Here is a 21,313-nt window from a genome sequence, read left to right as displayed (position 1 = left end):
GGAAATTAAATCCAATCTTCTTCTGCAGAAAGAAGATTGGATTTTTGTCCGCTAAACAATGGGTTAAAGCAGAGGAAGTTTGATACTTAAGTAGACTTTAAGAAATCTCATTGAATAAGAAAGTTACTTAACCATCCATATTATGTGACTCTCAATATTTTTGATTTTTATAAATTCGACATCTTAAGAATAGTATCTATTTTTTTGTCCTTAATATTGTCTTTAGGAGTCAAAATTCCCAGTCCATGATGAGATGCTACTTTATGGAGACTAAGGTTTAAAGTAGTAGTCTGTAAAAAGTCCTCCACAGCGGTTAAAACCCCGTTCTGGCTTCCTCCTTCATATAGTGCATTATTTATGCCTGAGTTTATTGCTTCAGGCTGATCACTTAATGGTGATTGCCCTTGCAGTATCCCTTTTTTAGCAAATTCTTTTCTGAACTCGGAAGGAATTGTATCAGGTAGGTAATACATGTCTCTTCTTCCATAGGGCCATTCTGTATCATGTAAAAATACTATTGGCATTTTCTTTGAATGAAGGGCATACTTTTCAATTTCGTTTAGCTCATTAAAAACGGTATACCAGTTATGGTCACCATCAATCAAAACACAGTCGTAATGTTTCAGATGTTGCAAGGAAATAAGACTTAAATCATTAATTACTTCAAGGTATTGGCCATATATTAATTTGAGAGCCTGCTTATCAAAACGAGGAGACGGATCAATACTTGTCAATGCCCCTTCTATTTGTGAACAATATTCAAGTATCTGCAGGGTGTTTTTCCCTTCATCTGCCCCGATTTCAACAATGCGCTTTATATTTTCAAGTTCAAATATTGGTTTGATAATGCTCTGAAAAAAACGATACATTTGATAATCCACCTTTACTATTAAACATTTTTTTCTGTTTACTTTGGATATGTGATAAAAAACCACTCGATAAATAATATATGCATTTAATCTTATTAGTTGTTTCCTTATGCATTTTAAATACGAATAGAAATCTCTTTAACTATGAAAAACCATTTCATTCAGCCTCAAAAAATCACTGGATCTCCATTCAAGTATTTTATGCTTCACATTTCATGAAAACTGAATATAAATATACAGAATGCCTAAAAAAGACAGCTAATTAAACTTTTACTTGAAAGAAACATTATGAAAATTATCATATAAGGAGGTTTAATTTTGATTGATGGAGTTAAAATCAAGCGTTTAACAAAACATTGTGATGATAGAGGGTATTTTACGGAATTGGTTAGAGATGATGACGGTTTGCTTTCTCGTTTTGGTCAGGCAGCTATGTCATTTAGCTACCCTGGTGTTATCAAAGCCTTTCATTACCATGAAAAGCAGGATGATCTCTGGTTTTTCCCCTCAGGTAATGCTCAGGTTGTGCTTTATGATCTAAGAGAAGACTCTCCAACCAAAAATCAAACAAATGTTTTTTATATGGGAGAGGAAAATCCTATTTTATTATTAATACCAAAAGGAGTAGCACATGGTTATAGGGTCCTTGGTGAAAAGCCTGCAACCATTATTTATTTCACATCTGAATCGTATAAAGCAAATGACCCCGATGAAAAAAGAATTCCTTGGGATGACGAGACAATCGGTTTTAATTGGAAAACAAAAAATCGTTAACATATATTCGCTAGGAGTTGGAGGGCGTGGATATAGATTATGAAAAATGGGTTCGGGATGAAGCTAAAAACAGAGTTAGTCGAGGTCAAGCAGAAGAAAATATCAAACAGTTCTCTGTGAAACCGATTTTTTCTGTTATTTTACCCGTATACAATGTCGAGGAAAAATGGTTAAGAAAATGTATAGATTCTGTTAGAGAACAATATTATCCATATTGGGAATTATGCATAGCAGATGATGCGTCTACTGTTCCCCATGTGAAAACAGTTCTTAATGAATATTCTGCAATAGATTCAAGAATTAAAGTAGTATACAGAAATGAAAACGGGCATATTTCATTGGCAACTAATTCAGCACTTCAACTAGCAACAGGAGACTATATTGCTTTCCTTGATCATGATGATGAGCTATCAGTTGATGCTTTATACGAAAATGCCGTTTTAATAAATAAATATGAGAATGTAGGTATGATATACAGTGATGAAGATAAAATTGATATCAATGGAAAACGATCTTTTCCTTTTTTTAAACCGGATTGGTCACCAGACACATTCTTATCCAATATGTATACATGTCATCTGGGTGTTTATAAGACAAAACTTGTCAGAGAAAGTGGGGGGATTAGAGAAGGGTTTGAAGGGTCGCAGGATTATGATTTTGTTCTAAGATTTACAGAAAGAACAACTAATATCTATCATATCCCAAAGATTTTGTATCATTGGAGAATGTTGCCTAACTCAACATCCATAAATCCAAATTCAAAAAAATACGCATTTGAAGCGGGAAGGAAAGCGATCCAAGAGGCTCTTGAACGAAGGGGAGAAGGCGGTCATGTTATCCAAAGTCCATTTTATTTAGGACAATACAGGGTTGTATATCCATGTTCGGAAAATCGGTTGATTTCTATAATTATTTATAAAGAAGAGATGTTGAAAAATTTAGGGGTTTATTTAGATATAATTTTCAAAAATACGGATTACCCAAACCTGGAAGTAATTTTGGTAGATAGTAATAAAATATTACTAGAGTTGTCCGATGTAGTGGATTTTTGGATAAAAAAAGAACCGGCAAGATTAAGAATTATACAATTAAATAGGGAGTTAAATGGATCTGAGTTTAAAAAAATGATTAACGAATGTGCAGAATTATTAGTGTTTCTTGAAAAAAGTTTTAAGTTAAATCATCAGGATTGGTTAAAAGACATGGCTGGATTTTGTTTAAGAAAAAGTATTGGGGCAGTATTTTTCAAGTCATTTCATCCACATTATTCATTTTTTCCTGAAATGGTATCCAATACTGTAAAAGAAGATATAGATGGTGTAATGGTAGAGAAATCAACATTCTTATCACTAGACATAAATAAAAAGAACGTTTGGCATAGCATACACAATGATCTAAAAACCAACGAAAAAGAACGCTATTGTGTTTTTATACCGATCTAGGTCATAGAAATTAAAATTTAAAAGAATCAAGGGTGGTGTGACCTTATGTCAAATAAATATGATAAATCGGTTTATAATGAAAATTATTATAAAACAAGTTTAGGAGGAGTTCCTTATAATAGGGATAGCTTTAATGGTCAGTGGATTAAGTTCTTTTCAAACATAGGTAAACGCATGTTAAAGGAGTATGATTTAAAACGTGTACTTGATGTAGGCTGTGCAAAAGGATTTCTGGTTGAGTGCTTAAGGGATATGAATGTTGAGGCTTATGGCTTTGATATATCTGAATATGCAATTTCAAACGTAAGAGAAGATATTGAGCCTTTCTGTAATGTTGGTTCCATTGACGATCCAGAACAATATAGGGGATTTTATGACTTTATTACTTGTATAGAAGTATTAGAACATGTGCCGGAAGATATGGCCATAAAGGCTATTGAACTTATGTGCAATAACTCCAACAGGATCATTTTTTCATCTTCACCGACTGATTTGGAAGAACCGACACATATCAATGTACAACCACCTGAATATTGGGATCTTTTGTTTGCTAAACAAGGGTTTTTTAAAGCAATGGATAATTGGGCAGCAGAAGTAGTTGCAGATCACGCAGTTATATACGAAAAATATAGTTGCAGTATAATTTCTGAAAAAGTAAATCTTTTAGCTGAAGAAAGCAACAGAATTAATACATTATACCCTAATACCGAAAACATATATGAATTAACTAGAACTATTTTCTCCTTAGTAGATGAATCTAAAAAAATACAAAGCAAGAAGGAGAAGCTGCTAAAAAAAATAAAAAATATTTCAGATGAAAAAAAAATAATAAATAATTTGTTACAAAAATTACTTTTACAGGAAAAATTTGAATTCCCCCAAATTGATATGGTTAATAACGTAGAAAATTCTATAAAGGAAAAAGAAACAATTCTTCAAAAACAAATCGTTGAACTTGATCAGTTATTGGAAATAATAAATGGTAAATTAAATTTATGTTCAAAAAAATATAAGGAAAATCAAAGTATATGGAATAAAGAGCAAAATTTATGGAATACAGGATATAACAAATGGCTTCAAAATACAGAGCCATTAAGTCAGGTTGAATTAGAAAAACAAGTTTATAATATATTTTTTTTAAAAGAAAAGCCATTAATAAGTATTTTAATGCCCGTTTATAAAATACCCCTACATTTACTAAAAGAAACGATAAACAGTGTATTAAATCAAACATACCCTTATTGGGAACTATGTATTGCATTTGCTGATAGTGACAATAAAGAAACATCTAACTACCTAAAAAAAATTTCACAGGAAAGGCCACAGATAAAGCTGGAATTTTTAAAGAAAAATGAAGGGATATCAAATAATACCAATCATTGTTTGAAAATGGCCGCCGGGGAATTTATTGCATTGCTTGATCATGATGATTTATTAACAGAAAATGCTTTATATGAAATGGTAAGGAATATCAATGAAAATCCAAAAGTTGATTTTTTATACTCGGATAAAGATCTGATTAATGATACTTCTTTAACGAGGTCGAGTCCACTCTTCAAACATAGATGGTCATGGGTAACCATGCTATCTGCTAATTTTCCAACTCATTTTACGCTTATAAGAAAATCACTCTTTTCAAAAATTGGCCAATTTGATTCTGAAGTTGATGGCGCTCAAGATTGGGATATTTTTCTGAAAGCTTCTGAGTTTGCAAGAGAAATAGTACATGTACCTCGTATTTTATATCATTGGAGAATAACTTCCAGTTCGACTGCTTCAGGAATTGAAGCTAAACCTTATGCTAAAGAATCGCAGATAAAAGTTCTAAAAAGATATATAAAAAAACGGGGCTTAAATGCTGATTTGATTAGCAAAAAAGATGGAACTTTTAAGTTGAATTGGGATTTAAACCATAAACGCAGCTTTAATGTTTTAATATATTTTGAAGGGGAGGAAGGTATAGGTAAATTAATAGATACCTTAAATTCTTTAAAGCAACAGTACAGTAAACCAAATAATGTGACAGTTATAGTCCCAGAAAAATTTTTTATGAATGATAATCTGATAGAAGAATATTATGGATATTTTAATATTGACATTTTGATTGAAGATAAAATTAATTTGTTAAACAATCTGTCTGGTTTAAATGACAACAATGCAGTAAACCTTTTGATCTTAAAAGTAGGAATATCATTTGAAAATAAGAAGTTAACCAACGATTTAAATGCATGGATTCAAGAAAGTGGTTATTATGCAGCTTCAGGAAAATTGATAAATGAACAAGGTTCGATAATCAATGCAGGCTATGTAGTTAACAATAATAAGGAATTAATAGAACCATATAAAAATATGGGGGATAATGCTCACACAACTTATGGAAGTGTAAATTGGTATCGTGAGTACACGGCAGTCTCAGAGTGTTGTCTGATGGTGAACCGAGAAATTTTTGAGAAAATATTATCATTCTATAAACTTAGAAAATTAGATAGAAGCACCATCATTAAAACTCAAATATTCCTAAGTCAAAGGTATAACTGTGGGATGTTATATGATCCATTCTTGGAAATAAAATCTACTTCATCCCTTCCAAGTATTGAATCAATCGAAACAAGTTTAAAAATAACAGATAAATATTTTCATTCATCCGTATGGGATTGGAATCCTGATTTCTTGGAGAAAAATCAAATGGACCGTAAGAGCAAGATATTAAATAAAATTGAAGTGAAAAACAGTGTTGGACTGGAGATTGGTCCGTTGGCAAATCCGATTGTCAGAAAGGAAGAAGGAAAGGTTTACTACGTAGATCATACAAGTACGGAAGAACTTATAAAAAAGTACAGGAACGACCCGAATGTCGATGTAGCAAAAATTGGGCATGTGGATTTTTTATGGGGAGAAAAAACGTTAAGAGAAGCGATTCCGTCTAGACTGTATTTTGATTATGTTGTCGCATCACATGTTATCGAACATGTTCCTGATGTTATCGGATGGTTGGCCGAATTGAATGAAATATTAAAGGTAGGAGGATCTGTTTGCCTTGCTATTCCAGACAAACGGTACACGTTTGATTACTTCCGCCAACTTACTACTGCAGCTGACATGATTGATGCCTACTTAAATAAATTTAGACGCCCGAGCCCAAAACAAATTTTTGATTTCCATTCAAATGCTGTAAAAATTGATGTTTTTGATGCATGGAATGACAATATTGATGTTGTCAACTGTCAACGTTTCTCTACTGACGAATCTGCTTTGAATCTTTGCTTGGAGAGTATTGAGAAAAAAACGTATATTGATGTTCATTGCACTGTATGTACTGCACATTCATTTTTGGAATTGTTAAAGGATCTATTCCCTTTGAACTTAATCAACTTTAAAGTTTCCAAATTTTATAAACCGGAGAAATATTCACTTGAATTTATTATGATTCTTGAAAAACTTCCTGAAATAGAAAATCCAGCAGAAAAGATACGCATTCAATTAGACTCTCTTCCGGTACTTGAGTAAATCATAAAAGGTTTGCCAGTGAGGCATTTTAGTGTATTTTTCACTCTCAGGGGAGGGGATGGGAATACATTTGTACTTTTATATTGTTTCATTTTAGTATGTTGCCACAAAAACATTTTTTTCACAAGGGTCGTGTTTTCATTTTTCTGTGCAGTAGTCATCTTTTTTCTCAAATCGTTTGAGATTTCTTTGACCGGGATTACAGCTAAATAGGTTAGCCAGATTTTCTGGTTGACCTATTTTTGTAGGGTTCATCCTATTTGTAGCCGCGGGTCAAAGGGTTATTTAGCAAGTTAAATTGAATTTGAAAATTGATTTATTAAAGTTTAAAAGAAAGACATTTTTAAATTATCAGCTGGGTTATTTCGGTAAATTCTATTTAGTAATTATACTTACCAATAATGTCATACGGATCTGCAAAAAAAAATTTCAGGTGTGTTTTCATTCACAAGATAATATTAACTTTGTTAAGTATTATAGCCTATTTAATAGGCATTCCAAACTTTATTGCCATGGTATATACAAGTTTAGTTGGTTCTAATGTGTTATGTAAGCTATACATTGTAATATGTAGGGAAATTCCAGAAATCAAAAAAGACATGAGTAGAAAAATTATTACGCTGATTTTTTCTTAATTATTATTATTATCATCTTGTTTAGTATCGGTATCACCTATCTTTGCATACAAAATAAAATAAGGGGAATATCAATCTAGTATGTTTTCTTTATTGAGGTAGTGAAAAAATAAAAGCAATGAATACCAGAGAAAAGAAAGAAATCAAAATAACAATAATTGGCTGAAAAAAAAGACAGTGAGGTGAATTTATGTCAAAAGTGTCTATAATTCTTACAAGTTACAATAAACCATTATCAGTTGGTCAGTCTATTGAAAGTGTACTCGATCAAACAGAAGAAGATTGGGAATTGTTTGTTATGGATGATAACTCAAATAAAGAAACGAGAGAAATTATTTATTCTTATTTAGGTGACCCTAGAATTTCTTATTTTAATAGTGAAATTAATGATAGTGAACGATATAAAACAACGAGGTATGCTGTTCTTATTAATGAAGCTATACCACGTACCTCAGGGCAGTTTCTTACCTATCTAACAGATGATACGTTTTATTTGCCAAATCGACTGGAAGCCATGACCGATTATTTCAGTAAAAACCCTTCGGTTGAAATTGTATATTCTAGCCAAAAAGTTGAGTACATGAACCATCAACAAAAAGTCATGTATGTCATGATGTTACCTGCTGATAAAATTTTAACACGAGCTGCACATTCAGTTGACCATTGCTCGGTTATGCATTCAAGAATAATTGCAGAAAAAATATATTTAAAGTATGAAAGCTATTGGAACATTGACCCAAAATACTGGTTTAATGCAGATGCCGAATTCTGGACACGGTTAAATGAACTTGAACCCTTTTATCCGATATCTGAAGTACTAGAAATAAGCCAAAAAACTCCACATAGTTTCCAAAATCTAAGCTCAATGTTACCTGAAACAATTCCAGATGGTACGATTGTTAAAGGATTAACCGAAGACTTATATCTAATAGATGGCCAAATTCGGCGCTTTCTTACTAAAGAAATGTTTATCCGATTAAAATTTAATAATATAGTCGAAATTCCTGATCCTATATTGTTTAAATATCCAGAAGGTAAAGCTGTAAGTGAAAAAACACTGCCGAATCAACTTCTTATAAAGTCCTGTGAAAATGAAGCAATTTATTACATTCAAAAGTGTAAAAAACGGCTTATTAAAAATTCGGAAGCCTTTTTGAAATACCATTTTGATGAACAAAAAATCATAGAATTGGATTCTAGTTACTTAAATCAGTTTTCTGATGGTCCGGACATAAGTGAAAGCATCAATCAAAAAACGGTTTTACCTGACGGGATCTTGTTTTCATTTGATCAAAAATATTATCTTAGTTTTGAAAATCGTCTTTGTTTCATACAAACTGATATTGGTAGTTTTAAGTTAAAACTACCTTTAAGTCGAGCTGTTCCACTTAGTAAAGATGAGTTTACGTATTTTTTGCAGGGGATTACCTATATTTGGGAACCGCCGTTAATATGACATGCAATGTGGCAGTCACTTTTAAGTTTACATTCTTAAAAAATGACTGCCACTTATTTAGTACCTACTATAAACTTAATATAAAAGCAAGACGATCTTCTCTTGCAAGTGTAGGTGAATATCTCTAATCAAATTTTCAGGCAAGAAAATCTATTCCTGATTCTTTAACTGTTGAGATAATTTCTTTAGTACGATGCAAAAAGGTGTGTTGGTTCAGTACTTTTTCTCTTGCACTTACAGCAATTTTTTTGCGTTCCTCTTTATGCTTCATAAAATGATCAATTTTGTTCAGCAGATCTTCTTCTTTTTGAAAAGAAACCATTTCTTCTTCTGTAAAATAATTACGTAAATCCGGTTTGTATGAAATAAGTTGAAACGCCCCTGATGCTGCCACATCAAAAGTTCTATTATTAATACTGCTATTAATAATTCCCATTGAATTTTGGTTTTCAGCTAAATCATGAGGACGGTGGGTATTAAGGATAATTTTTGCATTGTTATAATAGTAAGCGACTGTGTCAGGAGGACTCCAATCAATTATTTTTAATTGCTTGTTTTCACTCCATTGTAAAAGGTTATCTTTCCAATTTCCACCTACAACCTGGACGGTATAGGAAGTTTCTTTCAACAAAAGATTGATGATGTCAATACGTTCTGGATAAGGATATCCTACAAGACAGATGTCGTTTATTTGCTGTTCATCCACATTTGGTTTAGGTGAAAAAATATTTGGATCTGTTCCAAGCGGAAGAAGGTAAACATTGGGATGCCCTTTTTCACGATAGACTTCTAATGAGGAGCTGTCAATTGTAAAAACATAATCATAATGTGATGCAAGACCAATACTTGTATCCATATAATAGGGATCTTCCGTCATCCAGACAGCCAATTTAATATTCTTGCTTCGCAACCAATCTGTCATTTCTTTTGGCAGAATAAATCCGGTCAGTGTAAACACAAGATCTGGTTCAAATTTCAAAACAATTAACTTTAGGGAATCAATACCTTGAAAATGATTAAAACTTTTACAGATATGATCGTCATTATTCATTTCATTAACGATACAATTGTCAAAAAACTGATATATACCAGGAAAGCCTGAAGTGATATATAGTACCTTCATAATCTCTATTTATACTTAACCTCCGATCTATGATTTGTCTTAGAATAATACCAGTATATGGTTTAGATATTGTTTTGCTCTAAAAAAATAAGTTATATTTAATGGACTCGTCCCATCAAGTAAGCCGTATATATAATTAGACAGATCGAAATAAAAAACACCATTGGGTACCTTAGCTGACAATTTTATTTTTGTAATTTGTATATATTGTCAGAACTATTTTGGAGTAACTGATTGTTAAGTCAAAGTATTTTTGGATCTTTTTAGAATTAACTATATTGGTCACAATCTCATTGTAATATAAATATTTATAAAGTTGATTAAAAAGGCGTTTGTTATTGTAAAAATTAAGGGCATTATATCGGTACCTATTTTTGTTTTGGACTTGAGACTTTCTTTAACCAACTAAAAACATTCTATCATTTATATAATTGGTATATTGGTAGCACCTTCTCATTTCCTTGACTTAATTCAAAAATTAATAGAAAAAATTCTATTAATTTTCCCATAAAAAAATTCCTTTAAGTAAGACAGATTTTTCGCTGTCTACTTAAAGGAAATAATATCATATTGCTATTAATCAATATTTCCAACTTATTATTATGGAGTAAACGAAACAAATTTTATTTTTCTACAATCAGCAATAGTAACAGCACCGGAACTATTAACAAACGTAGTGCAGAAATTACTTTTGCAAAAATTTACAGTTGTCGCTGAAATTGGAACTCCATTAAAGCCTACGGTTATACTTCTTCCAGGAGTTGCCTTACGAAGAACACCGCAGGCGCATCCTTTAGATTTTTTGCACATGGTCATTCACCCCCTGTAAAACATGTCCAAACTTCTATTAAACTATTAACAGAAGATATATTTTATAATATGAAAAATTCTATAATAAGATTGGACAATTTTACATCGTAAAAAAATCAGGCTGTTATACAGCCTGACAACTAGAATTATAAATATATAGTTATGGCGATGGAGAGAATGTAACAGCATCAATTTGATTACAGTCGACAATAAATACAGCTCCTGAAGGGGTAATTCCCGCTCCTGTAATTAAAGTTACACAGCAATCATCTTCACAGAAACTCGCAAAAGTATAAGGTCCTGACGCTACTCCATCTATTGTTAGAAATACAGTTGTTCCTGGTGTTACATCACGTAACTGGTCACACGCACAGCCGGAACATTTGTCATGATGATCATTTTTGCAACCACAGTCATCGAAAGACTTTTTTTTCTTAAAGCCCATTTTTTTTCCTCCTTTATGAGAAATTCCTGAATATGTCAGGGTTAATATATTGTATTAAACAAGTCTTTATTTTGTATGGGTTTAAACCTATGATGGAATAAAATGGGTTTATTTTCCTGCTCTAACTATATCCGAATCAGTAACAATGCTCATTTAAGTTTGTGTAATAATTACCTAAATTATTTTCCAAAAAGTTTAATAGTTTAGCTAAAAGTTACCTGATAAACTTAACTATCTAAGTAATTTAGTAGTTCTAAATACCTGAAAATTTCTTATTTTTGGTTTAAAATGAATTAAATGGTAGTTAAAAGTCGAAACCATGGGCAATGTTTACCTAACTTGAAGTAAACACGTCGTCCATGAAAATCCGATTTTTGACGTGTAATAAGATTTTGTATGTAAGATAGAAATATTAGTTGAAAACTTTCCAGAAGGGAGCATTCTTTTATAAAGTTATTATCCCTTTAGGCATCTGAGTTATCAAATACAATGTATTTCCAATAAAAATCAGTAATCTCAGTCTTGCAGCTTAATAACATAATAATTGGAAAAGTATCTTTAACAGGATCAATGTTATTAATCATTAAGTTAAGTAGTTCGACTGTTATAAAGTCTATAAATATCGTATCCTTAAATGCAATTATTTTTGATTGTTTTATGGTGAAAGAACAGCAGAGTAGCTATAAAATATTTCATTTATATTGTTTAATTATATTGCTGCATTGAGTCATCTCTGCTGTATAAAGAATTTGCATTAAGATTAGGCTTCACCTTCGATTAATTTCATATGATTTCACTTAGCTGCATCTCTACAATCCATCAACGGATTAATACATTTCTCACGTAAGCAAGTTTCTAACAGGAAAACACTAAAAATAGTATAAAAAATAAAAGGTGTTGTAAATATCAAAAGAAATTCCTTTTATAAACACTACACTTATTATATTTAAATAAACAAACAAACAAACCCATTTTCCTCAACTATAGGTTTAAACCTATACAAAATAAAACTTGGTTAATACAATATAATAACCCTGACATATTCAGGTATTTCTCATAAAGGAGGAAAAAAAATGGGCTTTAAGAAAAAAAAGTCTTTCGATGACTGTGGTTGCAAAAATGATCATCATGACAAATGTTTCGGCTGTGCGTGTGATGAGTTACGAGATGTAACACCTGGAACAACTGTATTTCTAACAATAGATGGAGTAGCATCAGGACCTTATACTTTTGCGAGTTTCTGTGAAGATGATTGCTGTGTAACTTTAATTACAGGAGCTGGAATTACTCCTTCAGGAGCTGTATTTATTGTCGACTGTAATCAAATTGATGCTATTACATTCCCTCCATCACCATAACTTTAAATATTTAACATTATCAGGCTGCTGTATAACAGCATGATATTTGTGAGATGTCTAGTAGCAAAGGATGCCGGTGGCATCCTTTATTTCATTTTGGATCAGAGACGATTATTAAATGTAATTACCGGAAAGAGGAAAAAAATTCAAATGCCAATTAGTGATAGTCCATCTCAAAAGGGATTGCCTTAGCTCGAGAAGCCTAATCTAGTGCAACGATAGTATTCAACGAATAAAATCGTTAGAATTCTGCTTTTCTATTGCAAAAAGTATAGAAATATTTACTGATGAAATAATGAAAAGCAATAAAGGTTTTTAGTAATTTTATCTGATATAAGAATAAGGAAGAGTATGGAAAAATTTGTGACAGAAAGCCATGAGAAAACATTTTCGTATTATTATGATTATTTAAAAATTGATGTAATGACATAATTAATAAAAATCTAATGAAAAGTCATCCGTTCTTTGAATTAATGACCCTCCTAAGAATTGATTAGGCTTTGCAACCATTAATCACTAGTTCAAATCTTAGTACATTTTGAGTTGCTATAATTCTCCATGCGGTATATTGATCATTTCATATATTTAATCTACTCTTATTAATCTTTCTGCCATTATAGTTAACTTCTAATATTTTTATTTCAAGATGGCTAACACGTCATCCATCTCCCTAAATTAGATTTCTATTGCTACTTACACCTTGTTTAAATTTCATCTTACAAAAATAAAAGCCACTAACCCTTGTTAGTAGCATGTATATAATAAACTCATATTCGTACCTCTCAAAAGCCGTGGAGACAAACACTGAATCCCACAGAAACAAGAAAGATCAACTTCAATACAGTTGTTAGTTCTAATTAATTCATCGACTCTACATACGTCATCGTCGTCCTGAAATTGTACAAAATGTCCTATTTTATCAAGTGGAAGCAGTAAGCGGAGGGTCACACAGCAATCATGAATATGTTCGACTCTGAAGAAGAAGGTATGAAAACAATCATCACCAACGTTTCCAAATGCTTTAACTAAGCTGCCATCTTTTGTGAATAGAATAAATGGAATGGTGTCACCTAAGCTAGGTACTGTGAGGAGGTTGCTGTAACAACTAATTAGAGGTTTTTGAACTGCGTCTTGAAGATCATGAATATGCTCAATTGCTGTACAAACACAATTTTTATTAGGATTGTTCAACTGTTTTCCCTCCTGGATTTTACTATAGGATAGGCAAAAGATGGAGAAAGTGTGTTAGGTTATCGCCTAATTTCAGAAAAAAGGCTGGAATATATAAAAAAAGACTGCTGAATCAGCAGTCTTATAATATGATGATTTAGTCACGACATTTCTGATGTTTATCGATAGCGCGATTAACTAATGCTGGTGATAGGCATTGGATCGCACAGAAGCAATTAAGGTCAATTTCGATACAGAAGTCTGACTTTTCCAAACCGAAGAAGCCGTTTTCGCCATTATCATCACATGGGCAAGATACGCTTAGTGTTTCACCTTCTTCATCATATGGTCGTAATAATGATAATGTTGCACAGCAATCTTTTAAGTTTTCAACTCGGAAGAAAACTGTGGAGAAGCAGTCATCGTTAAAAAGTCCACCAACATTACCGAATGCCTTGAAAAGTTCACCTTTTTTAGTATATAGAATAAATGGAATTGTGGCGTGACCTGGTGATGTTATAGGATTTAGTAAATTACTATAGCAGCTTGTGGTACAGCTTTCTTCAATGGCTTCTTGTTCGGCTAGGATATGTTCTACTGCGTCACAAACACAGCTTTGATCGTGATGTTTTTTACAACCCATTCAATAACCTCTCCTTATTAATTATATATTTGACCTTAGTCTCTAATAGAGTATGCGCGGGTGTCATGAGGGTGTGGGTGTCTCTCCTTGTTATTTAACTAATATCTCTAATTAACTATCATTAAGTATATGAAAACGCCAATTAACACTGTGATTTATTTGACATTCCTCACAAAAGTTAGTTGAAACCAACCAGGAGCCTAAAGACATTAACTATTAATGACAATAAACTTACAAAATGTGCTTTTCCCCTCTATTAATTACCTATACCAAAAACTCAAATCAAAATAGTATATTAATAAGAGTCTCCCCCTGAACAAACAAGTATTTGTAACATCGCGGTGAGTTGATAGGCAAAAGAAGGGGAATATTCTGATTTTCAAAAAAATCTGAAGTAAATAAAAAAGGGCTGCTGAATCAGCAGCCTTTCAAAAAATTATTTGTCACCACGGTGACGGGGTTTATCAATAGCACGATTAACTAATGCTGGTGATAGGCATTGGATCGCACAGAAGCAATCAAGGTCAACTTCGATACAGAAGTCTGTCTTTTCCAAACCGAAGAAGCCATTTTCTCCATTATCATCACATGGGCAAGATACGCTTAGTGTTTCCCCTTCTTCATCAACTGGTCGTAATAATGATAATGTTGCACAGCAATCTTTTAAGTTTTCAACCCGGAAGAAAACTGTGAAGAAGCAGTCATCGTTGAAAAGTCCGCCAACATTACCGAATGCCTTGAAAAGTTCCCCTTTTTTAGTGTATAGCATAAATGGAATTGTGTCGCGGCCTGGTGCTATTGTTGGATTTAGTAAATTACTATAGCAGCTTGTGGAACAGTTTTCTTCAATGGCTTCTTGTTCTGCTAGTATATGTTCTACTGCGTCACAAACACAGCTTAAATCATCGTGATGTTTTTTAGAACTCATTCATTTTCCTCTCCTTCTAAATTAGATATTTGACTTTGGTCTTTAACAGAGTATGCGTAAATGTCATGTGGGTGTGGGCAAATGTCATGCTTTTTGTGGATACATATCTTTTTTTTATGTTGTGCCCTTTTTTTTTTCGATTTTTCTTAGCTTACTTATTTATCATTTAAAATAATGTTGTATTCATGACGGAGGAAATGCGCTCATAAAGTATATGAAAACACATAGTGAAGGTGTGACCCTAAATGTCAACTTGGTTACAATTAGTTATCTTTGCACTAGCCTCTTTCCGTTTAACTAGATTACTTGTCTTTGATAAAATCACCGAATTTATTCGCCGTCCTTTTCATCGTGAAGTGGAAGAAACGGATAAGAATGGCGATTTAGAAACTTACATTGAAATAAAAGGAAAAGGCTTTAGAGCATGGATCGGTGAGCTTTTAAGTTGCTATTGGTGTACAGGGGTGTGGTGTTCTGCCTTATTATATGGAATTTGGTTAATAAGGCCAGATGCTGCAGAGCCATTGCTTGTTATTTTAGCGATTGCAGGTTTTGCAGGGATTATTGAGACAATCATAACGAGGCTGGTAGATTAGGCTTTACGCTTAGAACAAGATGAAGAATTAAACATAAAATGTGTATAAGCAAATAAAATTGAACTGTTGGATTTATTCGTTTTTAAAGAATGTAACGTTTGTGAAAATGTATATAAGGAAGGTGGGGAACAAATGAATAGAAGTAACACGAATCCTACCGTAAAGTCATCTAATTCAAAACAGACAAAAAATGCTTCCGCTAATCAAAAGAAAGTTAAGAAAAGTGGCTGTGGCTGTGGAAAGAAAAAAAACCGTTCATAAGATAGATGTAAAAAACCGGCAAGTTAGTGAGAAGTCACTTAAAAAATTACGTTTTTCAATGGAATTAAATAGCTTTAGCTAAAAAGACGACTATAATTCACAAAGTGGATTTTAGAGTCGTCTTTTTCTTAATACACCAGAATTTATATAATTTTAGACTTAGTAAGCGTTTCTAAATCCAGCTCCATCGACTAGTGCTTTCCTCTCCTCCTTGCGATAAGCTTAGCATCGACGCTCGCACTCTTCGTGTTTCCTTTATCTCATACGGCTCAGTCCAGTCCATACGTCGCTAAACGGGCTCTGTCTATTTTTCTACCAAAAAAAATCATTCCTAATACTTCTGTTGAAATTTCCATAATCAATGAAAATGATATCTCCCTCATTGGACAACGCTAAATTGTCACTCTTTATATCCCTAGGTCTGATCCCACTTTCCCAAAATTTATCCGATAATTCCGAGATCTTTTTCCTTTGATTCCGGTCATTCATAGATACTTGTTGGGTCATTTTCTTCATGATAATCCAGCCATGACCATATTCTTTCACCAGACATAGGTGTTTCCGCAAATGTCGGGGACATTCTTTGTATATTTCAACTTCATTTTCATTGCATTTTTGGCCTTGCCTACTGATGGCTACTTTTAATACATACCCATTATTGAGATCAAAGACAATGCGAAAGACTCCATAACCAATCACGGGATATTTTAATCCCAGTATCTTTTTAGCTTTACGCACAATCCGATCTGTAGATTGATAGCTGTATTGTTCCATTTTGTCTAACCACAATCGGATCGCCTGCAATTCATCTTCAAGTAAAAACGATTTTTGATTTGAAGTAGGTATGTTAAGATTCCCCCTTCCTACTTTCATTAACTGACCTTAGTCAACTTTTAAGATATGTTATGCAGAAAGGTCCGAGCTTGTAGAATGAACTCGCTGAGTTTTTTGGTTTTTAGTAAAAATTTTAACGAGCTACCAAAGTAACAGATCATAAAGGGAGAAGGAGACCATAAGAAGTGTAAGTTGAAGGCAATATTGAAAACTGGGCTAAAACCGAAGGGCACTAAAAAGTCCGTTTAAAGAGAAAAAGAAGCTAACGACCTACTAAATATCCCTGACCTTCAGATACTCTGACATTTGTGTGACCTCATCTGTCAGTAGCTTACTAGCTTTATAAGCTTTATTAAGAGGAACTGATTGAAAACCACGACAAACACACTAAAATTTGAGAAAAGAACGTTTGTCCATTTCAAATCTCGCAATTCTCCATATTCTATAATAGTAGGAATAGATTAATATAAAGGAGAGATTTGATGAAACTTTATTTAGATCCGGGTCATGGCGGTTCTGATCCGGGTGCTCTGGGCAATGGCTTGAAAGAGAAAGACATTGTTTTAGATATTGCTCTTAAAATACGAACGATTATAACGAATAATTATGAAAATGTTGAAGTAAAGATGAGTCGTACAAGTGATACTAATAAAAGCTTGGAGCAACGAACAAATGAGGCTAATTCTTGGGATGCAGATTATTATTTATCAATCCATTGCAATGCATTTAACGGATCTGCACGAGGTTACGAAGACTTTATTCACAGTAGCCTTTCTGACTCTTCATTGTCGGGTAAATATCAAGATCTTTTACATGAAGAAATAACAAAAATAAATCAACTTACAGACCGTGGGCAGAAAAAAGCAAATTTTCACGTTTTACGTGAATCGGCTATGCCAGCAATCTTAACTGAAAATGGATTTATCGATAACGTGAACGATGCTACCCTAATGAAAGATTCTTCATGGCGCCAGAAAGTTGCACAAGGTCATGTAAATGGTTTAGCAAGAGCTTTTAATCTTCAACGTAAACCAGATGATACTGGTACGGTTTATAAAGTAATCGCTGGTTCTTTTAAGTCAAAAGTAAATGCGGAAGAGCGAGTATCTTACCTGCAATCAAAAGGTATCGAGTCTTTTGTCTATTCAATGAACGTTTCAGGTGAAACTTGGTATCGTGTTCAAGCTGGTGCCTTTTCAAGTCGAGAAAATGCTGAAAAACGTTTAGAGGAAATCAAAAATGCAGGAATTGGAGATGCTTTCATTATTACCGATGGCGCTGAATCTAATGAAAACGTCAAGCCGGGATATTCTATAGTAGGTCAAACCTTTCTGTCTCCAGAACAAATGAACCAGTATATAAAACAAATGAATCCAAATGCTCCAGAGTTGGCTAATTATTATTTAACTTTTGGAGAGTATTATGGGATTAGAGGAGACATTGCCTTTGTCCAAGCAATCCATGAAACAGATTTTTTTCGATTTACAGGAGTCGTAAAACCTAATCAAAACAACTATTGCGGATTGGGAGCAACAGGGTCAAATAATCCGGGCGCAAGTTTTAAGACACCAAGAGAAGGTGTACTTGCCCATATCCAACATTTATTTGCATATGCCTCTACCAAACCGTTACCAAATGAGTATCCATTAGTTGATCCCCGTTTTAATCTTGTAAAAAGAGGAGCTGCTACTTCTTGGATCACTTTAAACGGAAAATGGGCTGTTCCAGGAACTAATTATGGACAATCAATAGTAGCTCTGTATGAAACAACGATTAGATCGACTATACAAAAACTAGAGGATATCATTGAGGAGATAAAAGCCTAGTCAAATGTAGGTTGAATTAGTTACCAGAAATTTGTTAAAAGCGAAGCCTATGGGCTCCGCTTTTTCATTTTTTTATATAATTAGTTTAAATGTCCCCTGAATGAAAACATTTATACATGTGCAAGTTCTGGTGCTTGTACATTAAGTGGTGGAGGAATTAACCAACCTTTTTCCTTGTTTATACGTAATAATCGTACGCCATACTGTGCTTTTGTGGTATGGAATTGACCAAACATCATGCCGATGTCTTCTCTAATGGACTGACCAATAATTTGACTACATGTAACTAGTCCAGCCGCAATATCTTTAGAAACAGATGCAGCAATTTCAGGGTCACTAAATCTAGCGCCTACAGGAATACTTTCTAAAGAGGCTTTTGGTCTTTCAGGTGGAGAAGGTGGTAGACCAATACCATTAACTTTCAACAAATTTTCAACTTGTTCTATTTCCTGCTTCATAGATTGAATACAGTCTTCAAGGTACTTTTTAAGGTCAGTATCACCTGTATGGTTGATGAATGTTTGGTACCCAGCTACATACCCTTTTGTACCATTAAGATAACTCCAAACACCGAACACTTCACCATAATGCATTGGCTCATTTTGCGGATTATCGCTTAAGATTCCCATAATCGTCCTCCCTATTTGAAATACATTCATTTCTGGGCCTCCCTTTAAGTGGTTTGACCACCCTTTTATAATCCCTAAAAACAACTACGATATTCTTAATTAATATGGGTATTTAAGATAACCTTATCAAGAATAGATGATTCCCTATTTATAGGCTCTCGATAATAAATCAAAGGTTCACCACTATGATGTAGGTTCGATTATCAGTTCCAAAACATAAACAATTCCTACCGAAGTTTTTGAAGTCTAAGGAGCTCAGGCATTAATTGCGAAAAGATAAATAACTACATTTTTTTACATAAAGAAGATAAGGAAGCAAATGATAACAATGTATGTTAAATAAAACTTTAATAAAAACAAAGGTGGAGCAATATGCCAGGCTGGGTAGAAGTGATCATTCGTTCAGTTCTCATTATTATGGGGTTATTCTTTATAACAAAATTATTGGGGAAGAAGCAATTTTCAAAGTTGTCTTTTTTTGAATACATAGTAGGAATTACGGTGGGTGACATTGCTGGAACAATTTCCATGGACCTCGAATTAAATATTGTAAACGGGATCACTTCAATTTTAATTTGGTCTTTGTTCCCATTAATTGTTTCGTATTTCTCTTTAAAAAGTATCGTTTTTCGAAAAATAGTTGAGGGGACGGCAACACCATTTATCAGGGATGGAAAGGTCCTAGAAGAAAACTTAAGGCGTGAGAAGTATACGACAGATGAACTGATGGAGCAGTTAAGAAAAAAAGATGTTTTTCACCTTGACGATATTGAGGCTGCGACGCTTGAAACAAATGGAGAATTTAGCATCCTCCTAAAGAAAGAAAAGCAACCTGTTAAGTGGGGAGACCTTTTTGGGGTCGGTCCAAAGGTAAAACTACCCCAAACTATAATTAGTGATGGTAATTTTATAGAACAAGATATTTATGAGGCAGGATTTAGCTTAGAATGGGTAAAAACTCAACTGCAAAACCGACAATCAACTGTGGAGGAGATTTTTCTAGGCCAAGTCGATCATTTAGGAAACATCTACCTAGATTACTACAAGGACCGTTTAGAAGACTAAATCTCCCTAAATAAGGAAAGCTACGAAATTAAAAAGAGGGTAATACGATTGGGGAAACTAGAGTATGGGTTCGAAATTTTCTTAGATGGTCTATATAGACATCATGATCGAAACAAAAGAGATCATGATCAGCAAATGAAAAGGAAAGATTCAGAGCTAATAGAGCTAGAATCTGTTGCAGATACATTTGATCGAAAAATGGAAAGCTCTGCAGATGCCATGGAAAGATGGTTGATTGCGAGAAGAGATAAAAATTGAATGTAAATTAATTCTAAATTCACCAAACTAGAATCCTAGAAATTTTAAAAAGACTACTAAATTTCCGCACATGTCCCATGAAATGTCTATACCAAATGAGGTCCCCTGTCATATCTTGTAAAGACTCTAAGATAACAGGAGGTGCTTGCACATGAGTTATGGCTATGGTGGCGGTAACTATGGTAACCAAGGTGGTTACTATGGATCTACATTCGTATTAATCGTCGTATTGTTTATTTTATTAATTATTGTTGGTACTTCTTTCTACAACTAATAGTAAACCTCCTTAAAGGAAAAACAGAAAGTACGAGCAAACTGGCTCGTACTTTCCATGTTTTTCCGACCGTATTTAAAGCCAGGCACACATCGCCTAGTGCTTCATAATATATAAAATCAGTTAAGGAGGCTAAGGAAATGGATAATCAATTCTTCAAGAATATTGAAAAGAAAACAGGCGTTAAAATGAATGACGTGATCTCATTAGCCAATTCATTGCAAAATGCCAACTTCAAAGATGAAAACACAGTCCGGGGTGTCATTAGACGTGTCTCACAAATCGCAAATAAACCGGTTTCTAAACAAATGGAAGACAAAATTGTTAAATCAATAGTTAGTGGCGATGAAAAGTTAGACTTTAACACAATCTCTAAAATGATTAATAAGAAATAGAAGAATGCCTTCCAA

The 21,313-nt window shown here is 33.3% G+C and carries 21 protein-coding genes; 13 read left to right on the top strand and 8 right to left on the bottom strand.

Annotated features, from left to right (window positions below):
* Positions 1-167 precede the first annotated feature (167 nt).
* Positions 168-881 carry a class I SAM-dependent methyltransferase gene (locus ACFFIX_RS10745; RefSeq protein ID WP_378933701.1) on the bottom strand — a complete coding sequence of 238 codons (714 nt, stop codon included), beginning with the start codon at positions 879-881 and terminating at the stop codon, positions 168-170.
* Between the two features lie 306 nt (positions 882-1,187).
* On the opposite strand from ACFFIX_RS10745, the gene ACFFIX_RS10740 reads away from it, so the two are divergent.
* The 4 genes from ACFFIX_RS10740 (at position 1,188) to ACFFIX_RS10725 (ending at position 8,683) form a co-directional block, all read left to right on the top strand.
* Entirely contained in the window at positions 1,188-1,643 is a 456-nt protein-coding gene (locus tag ACFFIX_RS10740; RefSeq protein WP_378933698.1) for a dTDP-4-dehydrorhamnose 3,5-epimerase family protein, read from the top strand.
* A 26-nt stretch (positions 1,644-1,669) separates the two neighbouring features.
* On the top strand, positions 1,670-3,085 hold the full coding sequence (locus ACFFIX_RS10735; protein ID WP_378933695.1) for a glycosyltransferase family 2 protein: 1,416 nt from the start codon (positions 1,670-1,672) through the stop codon (positions 3,083-3,085).
* Positions 3,086-3,130: 45 nt separating this feature from the next.
* Entirely contained in the window at positions 3,131-6,592 is a 3,462-nt protein-coding gene (locus ACFFIX_RS10730) for a glycosyltransferase (protein ID WP_378933692.1), read from the top strand.
* 825 nt (positions 6,593-7,417) lie between these two features.
* A complete protein-coding gene (locus ACFFIX_RS10725) occupies positions 7,418-8,683 on the top strand; it encodes a glycosyltransferase (protein WP_378933690.1) in 1,266 nt (421 codons plus the stop codon).
* 136 nt (positions 8,684-8,819) lie between these two features.
* Here the strand turns inward: ACFFIX_RS10725 and ACFFIX_RS10720 are convergent, their stop codons facing one another.
* Positions 8,820-9,806, bottom strand: coding sequence for a CgeB family protein (locus ACFFIX_RS10720; RefSeq protein ID WP_378933687.1), 987 nt, complete (start codon positions 9,804-9,806; stop codon positions 8,820-8,822).
* 676 nt (positions 9,807-10,482) lie between these two features.
* Here ACFFIX_RS10720 and ACFFIX_RS10715 point away from each other — a divergent pair.
* Positions 10,483-10,635 (top strand): hypothetical protein, encoded by a 153-nt coding sequence (locus tag ACFFIX_RS10715; RefSeq protein WP_378933684.1) that lies wholly within the window; start codon positions 10,483-10,485, stop codon positions 10,633-10,635.
* Positions 10,636-10,776: 141 nt separating this feature from the next.
* Here the strand turns inward: ACFFIX_RS10715 and ACFFIX_RS10710 are convergent, their stop codons facing one another.
* Complete coding sequence (locus ACFFIX_RS10710; protein WP_378933683.1) at positions 10,777-11,061, bottom strand: hypothetical protein; 285 nt, start codon at positions 11,059-11,061, stop codon at positions 10,777-10,779.
* A gap of 1,073 nt (positions 11,062-12,134) precedes the next feature.
* Here ACFFIX_RS10710 and ACFFIX_RS10705 point away from each other — a divergent pair.
* On the top strand, positions 12,135-12,419 hold the full coding sequence (locus tag ACFFIX_RS10705) for a hypothetical protein (protein WP_378933681.1): 285 nt from the start codon (positions 12,135-12,137) through the stop codon (positions 12,417-12,419).
* Between the two features lie 744 nt (positions 12,420-13,163).
* On the opposite strand, the gene ACFFIX_RS10700 is transcribed toward ACFFIX_RS10705, so the two are convergent.
* The 3 genes from ACFFIX_RS10700 to ACFFIX_RS10690 form a co-directional block, all read right to left on the bottom strand.
* Entirely contained in the window at positions 13,164-13,610 is a 447-nt protein-coding gene (locus ACFFIX_RS10700; protein WP_378933678.1) for a CotY/CotZ family spore coat protein, read from the bottom strand.
* Between the two features lie 136 nt (positions 13,611-13,746).
* Positions 13,747-14,232 (bottom strand): CotY/CotZ family spore coat protein, encoded by a 486-nt coding sequence (locus tag ACFFIX_RS10695; protein WP_378933675.1) that lies wholly within the window; start codon positions 14,230-14,232, stop codon positions 13,747-13,749.
* A gap of 436 nt (positions 14,233-14,668) precedes the next feature.
* Positions 14,669-15,160: a CotY/CotZ family spore coat protein gene (locus tag ACFFIX_RS10690; protein WP_378933672.1), complete on the bottom strand. Its 492-nt coding sequence runs from the start codon at positions 15,158-15,160 to the stop codon at positions 14,669-14,671.
* A gap of 245 nt (positions 15,161-15,405) precedes the next feature.
* On the opposite strand from ACFFIX_RS10690, the gene ACFFIX_RS10685 reads away from it, so the two are divergent.
* Together ACFFIX_RS10685 and ACFFIX_RS10680 are read left to right on the top strand one after the other, a co-directional pair.
* Positions 15,406-15,756: a DUF1360 domain-containing protein gene (locus ACFFIX_RS10685; protein WP_378933669.1), complete on the top strand. Its 351-nt coding sequence runs from the start codon at positions 15,406-15,408 to the stop codon at positions 15,754-15,756.
* Between the two features lie 132 nt (positions 15,757-15,888).
* Positions 15,889-16,017 (top strand): hypothetical protein, encoded by a 129-nt coding sequence (locus ACFFIX_RS10680; RefSeq protein WP_378933666.1) that lies wholly within the window; start codon positions 15,889-15,891, stop codon positions 16,015-16,017.
* A 312-nt stretch (positions 16,018-16,329) separates the two neighbouring features.
* Here ACFFIX_RS10680 and ACFFIX_RS10675 read toward each other — a convergent pair whose 3' ends face one another.
* Positions 16,330-16,890, bottom strand: coding sequence for a protein kinase family protein (locus ACFFIX_RS10675; protein WP_378933663.1), 561 nt, complete (start codon positions 16,888-16,890; stop codon positions 16,330-16,332).
* Between the two features lie 443 nt (positions 16,891-17,333).
* Between ACFFIX_RS10675 and ACFFIX_RS10670 the strand changes: the two genes are divergently transcribed.
* A complete protein-coding gene (locus ACFFIX_RS10670) occupies positions 17,334-18,677 on the top strand; it encodes an N-acetylmuramoyl-L-alanine amidase (protein WP_378933660.1) in 1,344 nt (447 codons plus the stop codon).
* Positions 18,678-18,787: 110 nt separating this feature from the next.
* Here ACFFIX_RS10670 and ACFFIX_RS10665 read toward each other — a convergent pair whose 3' ends face one another.
* On the bottom strand, positions 18,788-19,336 hold the full coding sequence (locus ACFFIX_RS10665) for a DUF3231 family protein (protein ID WP_378933657.1): 549 nt from the start codon (positions 19,334-19,336) through the stop codon (positions 18,788-18,790).
* A gap of 342 nt (positions 19,337-19,678) precedes the next feature.
* Between ACFFIX_RS10665 and ACFFIX_RS10660 the strand changes: the two genes are divergently transcribed.
* The 4 genes from ACFFIX_RS10660 (at position 19,679) to spoVIF (ending at position 21,298) form a co-directional block, all read left to right on the top strand.
* Positions 19,679-20,371: a DUF421 domain-containing protein gene (locus ACFFIX_RS10660; RefSeq protein ID WP_378933655.1), complete on the top strand. Its 693-nt coding sequence runs from the start codon at positions 19,679-19,681 to the stop codon at positions 20,369-20,371.
* Between the two features lie 48 nt (positions 20,372-20,419).
* Positions 20,420-20,629, top strand: a complete 210-nt coding sequence (gene yjzK / locus ACFFIX_RS10655) for a protein YjzK (RefSeq protein WP_378933652.1) — start codon at positions 20,420-20,422, stop codon at positions 20,627-20,629.
* 151 nt (positions 20,630-20,780) lie between these two features.
* Positions 20,781-20,903 carry a YjcZ family sporulation protein gene (locus ACFFIX_RS10650; protein WP_378933648.1) on the top strand — a complete coding sequence of 41 codons (123 nt, stop codon included), beginning with the start codon at positions 20,781-20,783 and terminating at the stop codon, positions 20,901-20,903.
* A 140-nt stretch (positions 20,904-21,043) separates the two neighbouring features.
* Positions 21,044-21,298 (top strand): sporulation-specific transcription regulator SpoVIF, encoded by a 255-nt coding sequence (spoVIF, locus tag ACFFIX_RS10645; protein ID WP_378933645.1) that lies wholly within the window; start codon positions 21,044-21,046, stop codon positions 21,296-21,298.
* The last annotated feature ends 15 nt before the right edge of the window (positions 21,299-21,313 follow it).

It is taken from the genome of Metabacillus herbersteinensis, assembly GCF_042433335.1.
Classification (GTDB): domain Bacteria; phylum Bacillota; class Bacilli; order Bacillales; family Bacillaceae; genus Metabacillus; species Metabacillus herbersteinensis.
Note: the sequence above shows the minus strand (reverse complement) of the source record. Positions and strands in the feature narration are given on the sequence as shown.

What these genes read in the sequence shown, in the direction of transcription:
- ACFFIX_RS10730 (WP_378933692.1), top strand. Translation starts at nt 3,131, where the DNA reads ATGTCAAATAAATATGATAAATCGGTTTATAATGAAAATTATTATAAA.
- ACFFIX_RS10725 (WP_378933690.1), top strand. Translation starts at nt 7,418, where the DNA reads ATGTCAAAAGTGTCTATAATTCTTACAAGTTACAATAAACCATTATCA.
- ACFFIX_RS10720 (WP_378933687.1), bottom strand. Translation starts at nt 9,806, where the DNA reads ATGAAGGTACTATATATCACTTCAGGCTTTCCTGGTATATATCAGTTT.
- ACFFIX_RS10710 (WP_378933683.1), bottom strand. Translation starts at nt 11,061, where the DNA reads ATGGGCTTTAAGAAAAAAAAGTCTTTCGATGACTGTGGTTGCAAAAAT.
- ACFFIX_RS10705 (WP_378933681.1), top strand. Translation starts at nt 12,135, where the DNA reads ATGGGCTTTAAGAAAAAAAAGTCTTTCGATGACTGTGGTTGCAAAAAT.
- ACFFIX_RS10695 (WP_378933675.1), bottom strand. Translation starts at nt 14,232, where the DNA reads ATGGGTTGTAAAAAACATCACGATCAAAGCTGTGTTTGTGACGCAGTA.
- ACFFIX_RS10690 (WP_378933672.1), bottom strand. Translation starts at nt 15,160, where the DNA reads ATGAGTTCTAAAAAACATCACGATGATTTAAGCTGTGTTTGTGACGCA.
- ACFFIX_RS10685 (WP_378933669.1), top strand. Translation starts at nt 15,406, where the DNA reads ATGTCAACTTGGTTACAATTAGTTATCTTTGCACTAGCCTCTTTCCGT.
- ACFFIX_RS10680 (WP_378933666.1), top strand. Translation starts at nt 15,889, where the DNA reads ATGAATAGAAGTAACACGAATCCTACCGTAAAGTCATCTAATTCAAAA.
- ACFFIX_RS10675 (WP_378933663.1), bottom strand. Translation starts at nt 16,890, where the DNA reads ATGAAAGTAGGAAGGGGGAATCTTAACATACCTACTTCAAATCAAAAA.
- ACFFIX_RS10670 (WP_378933660.1), top strand. Translation starts at nt 17,334, where the DNA reads ATGAAACTTTATTTAGATCCGGGTCATGGCGGTTCTGATCCGGGTGCT.
- ACFFIX_RS10665 (WP_378933657.1), bottom strand. Translation starts at nt 19,336, where the DNA reads ATGAATGTATTTCAAATAGGGAGGACGATTATGGGAATCTTAAGCGAT.
- ACFFIX_RS10660 (WP_378933655.1), top strand. Translation starts at nt 19,679, where the DNA reads ATGCCAGGCTGGGTAGAAGTGATCATTCGTTCAGTTCTCATTATTATG.
- ACFFIX_RS10650 (WP_378933648.1), top strand. Translation starts at nt 20,781, where the DNA reads ATGAGTTATGGCTATGGTGGCGGTAACTATGGTAACCAAGGTGGTTAC.
- spoVIF (WP_378933645.1), top strand. Translation starts at nt 21,044, where the DNA reads ATGGATAATCAATTCTTCAAGAATATTGAAAAGAAAACAGGCGTTAAA.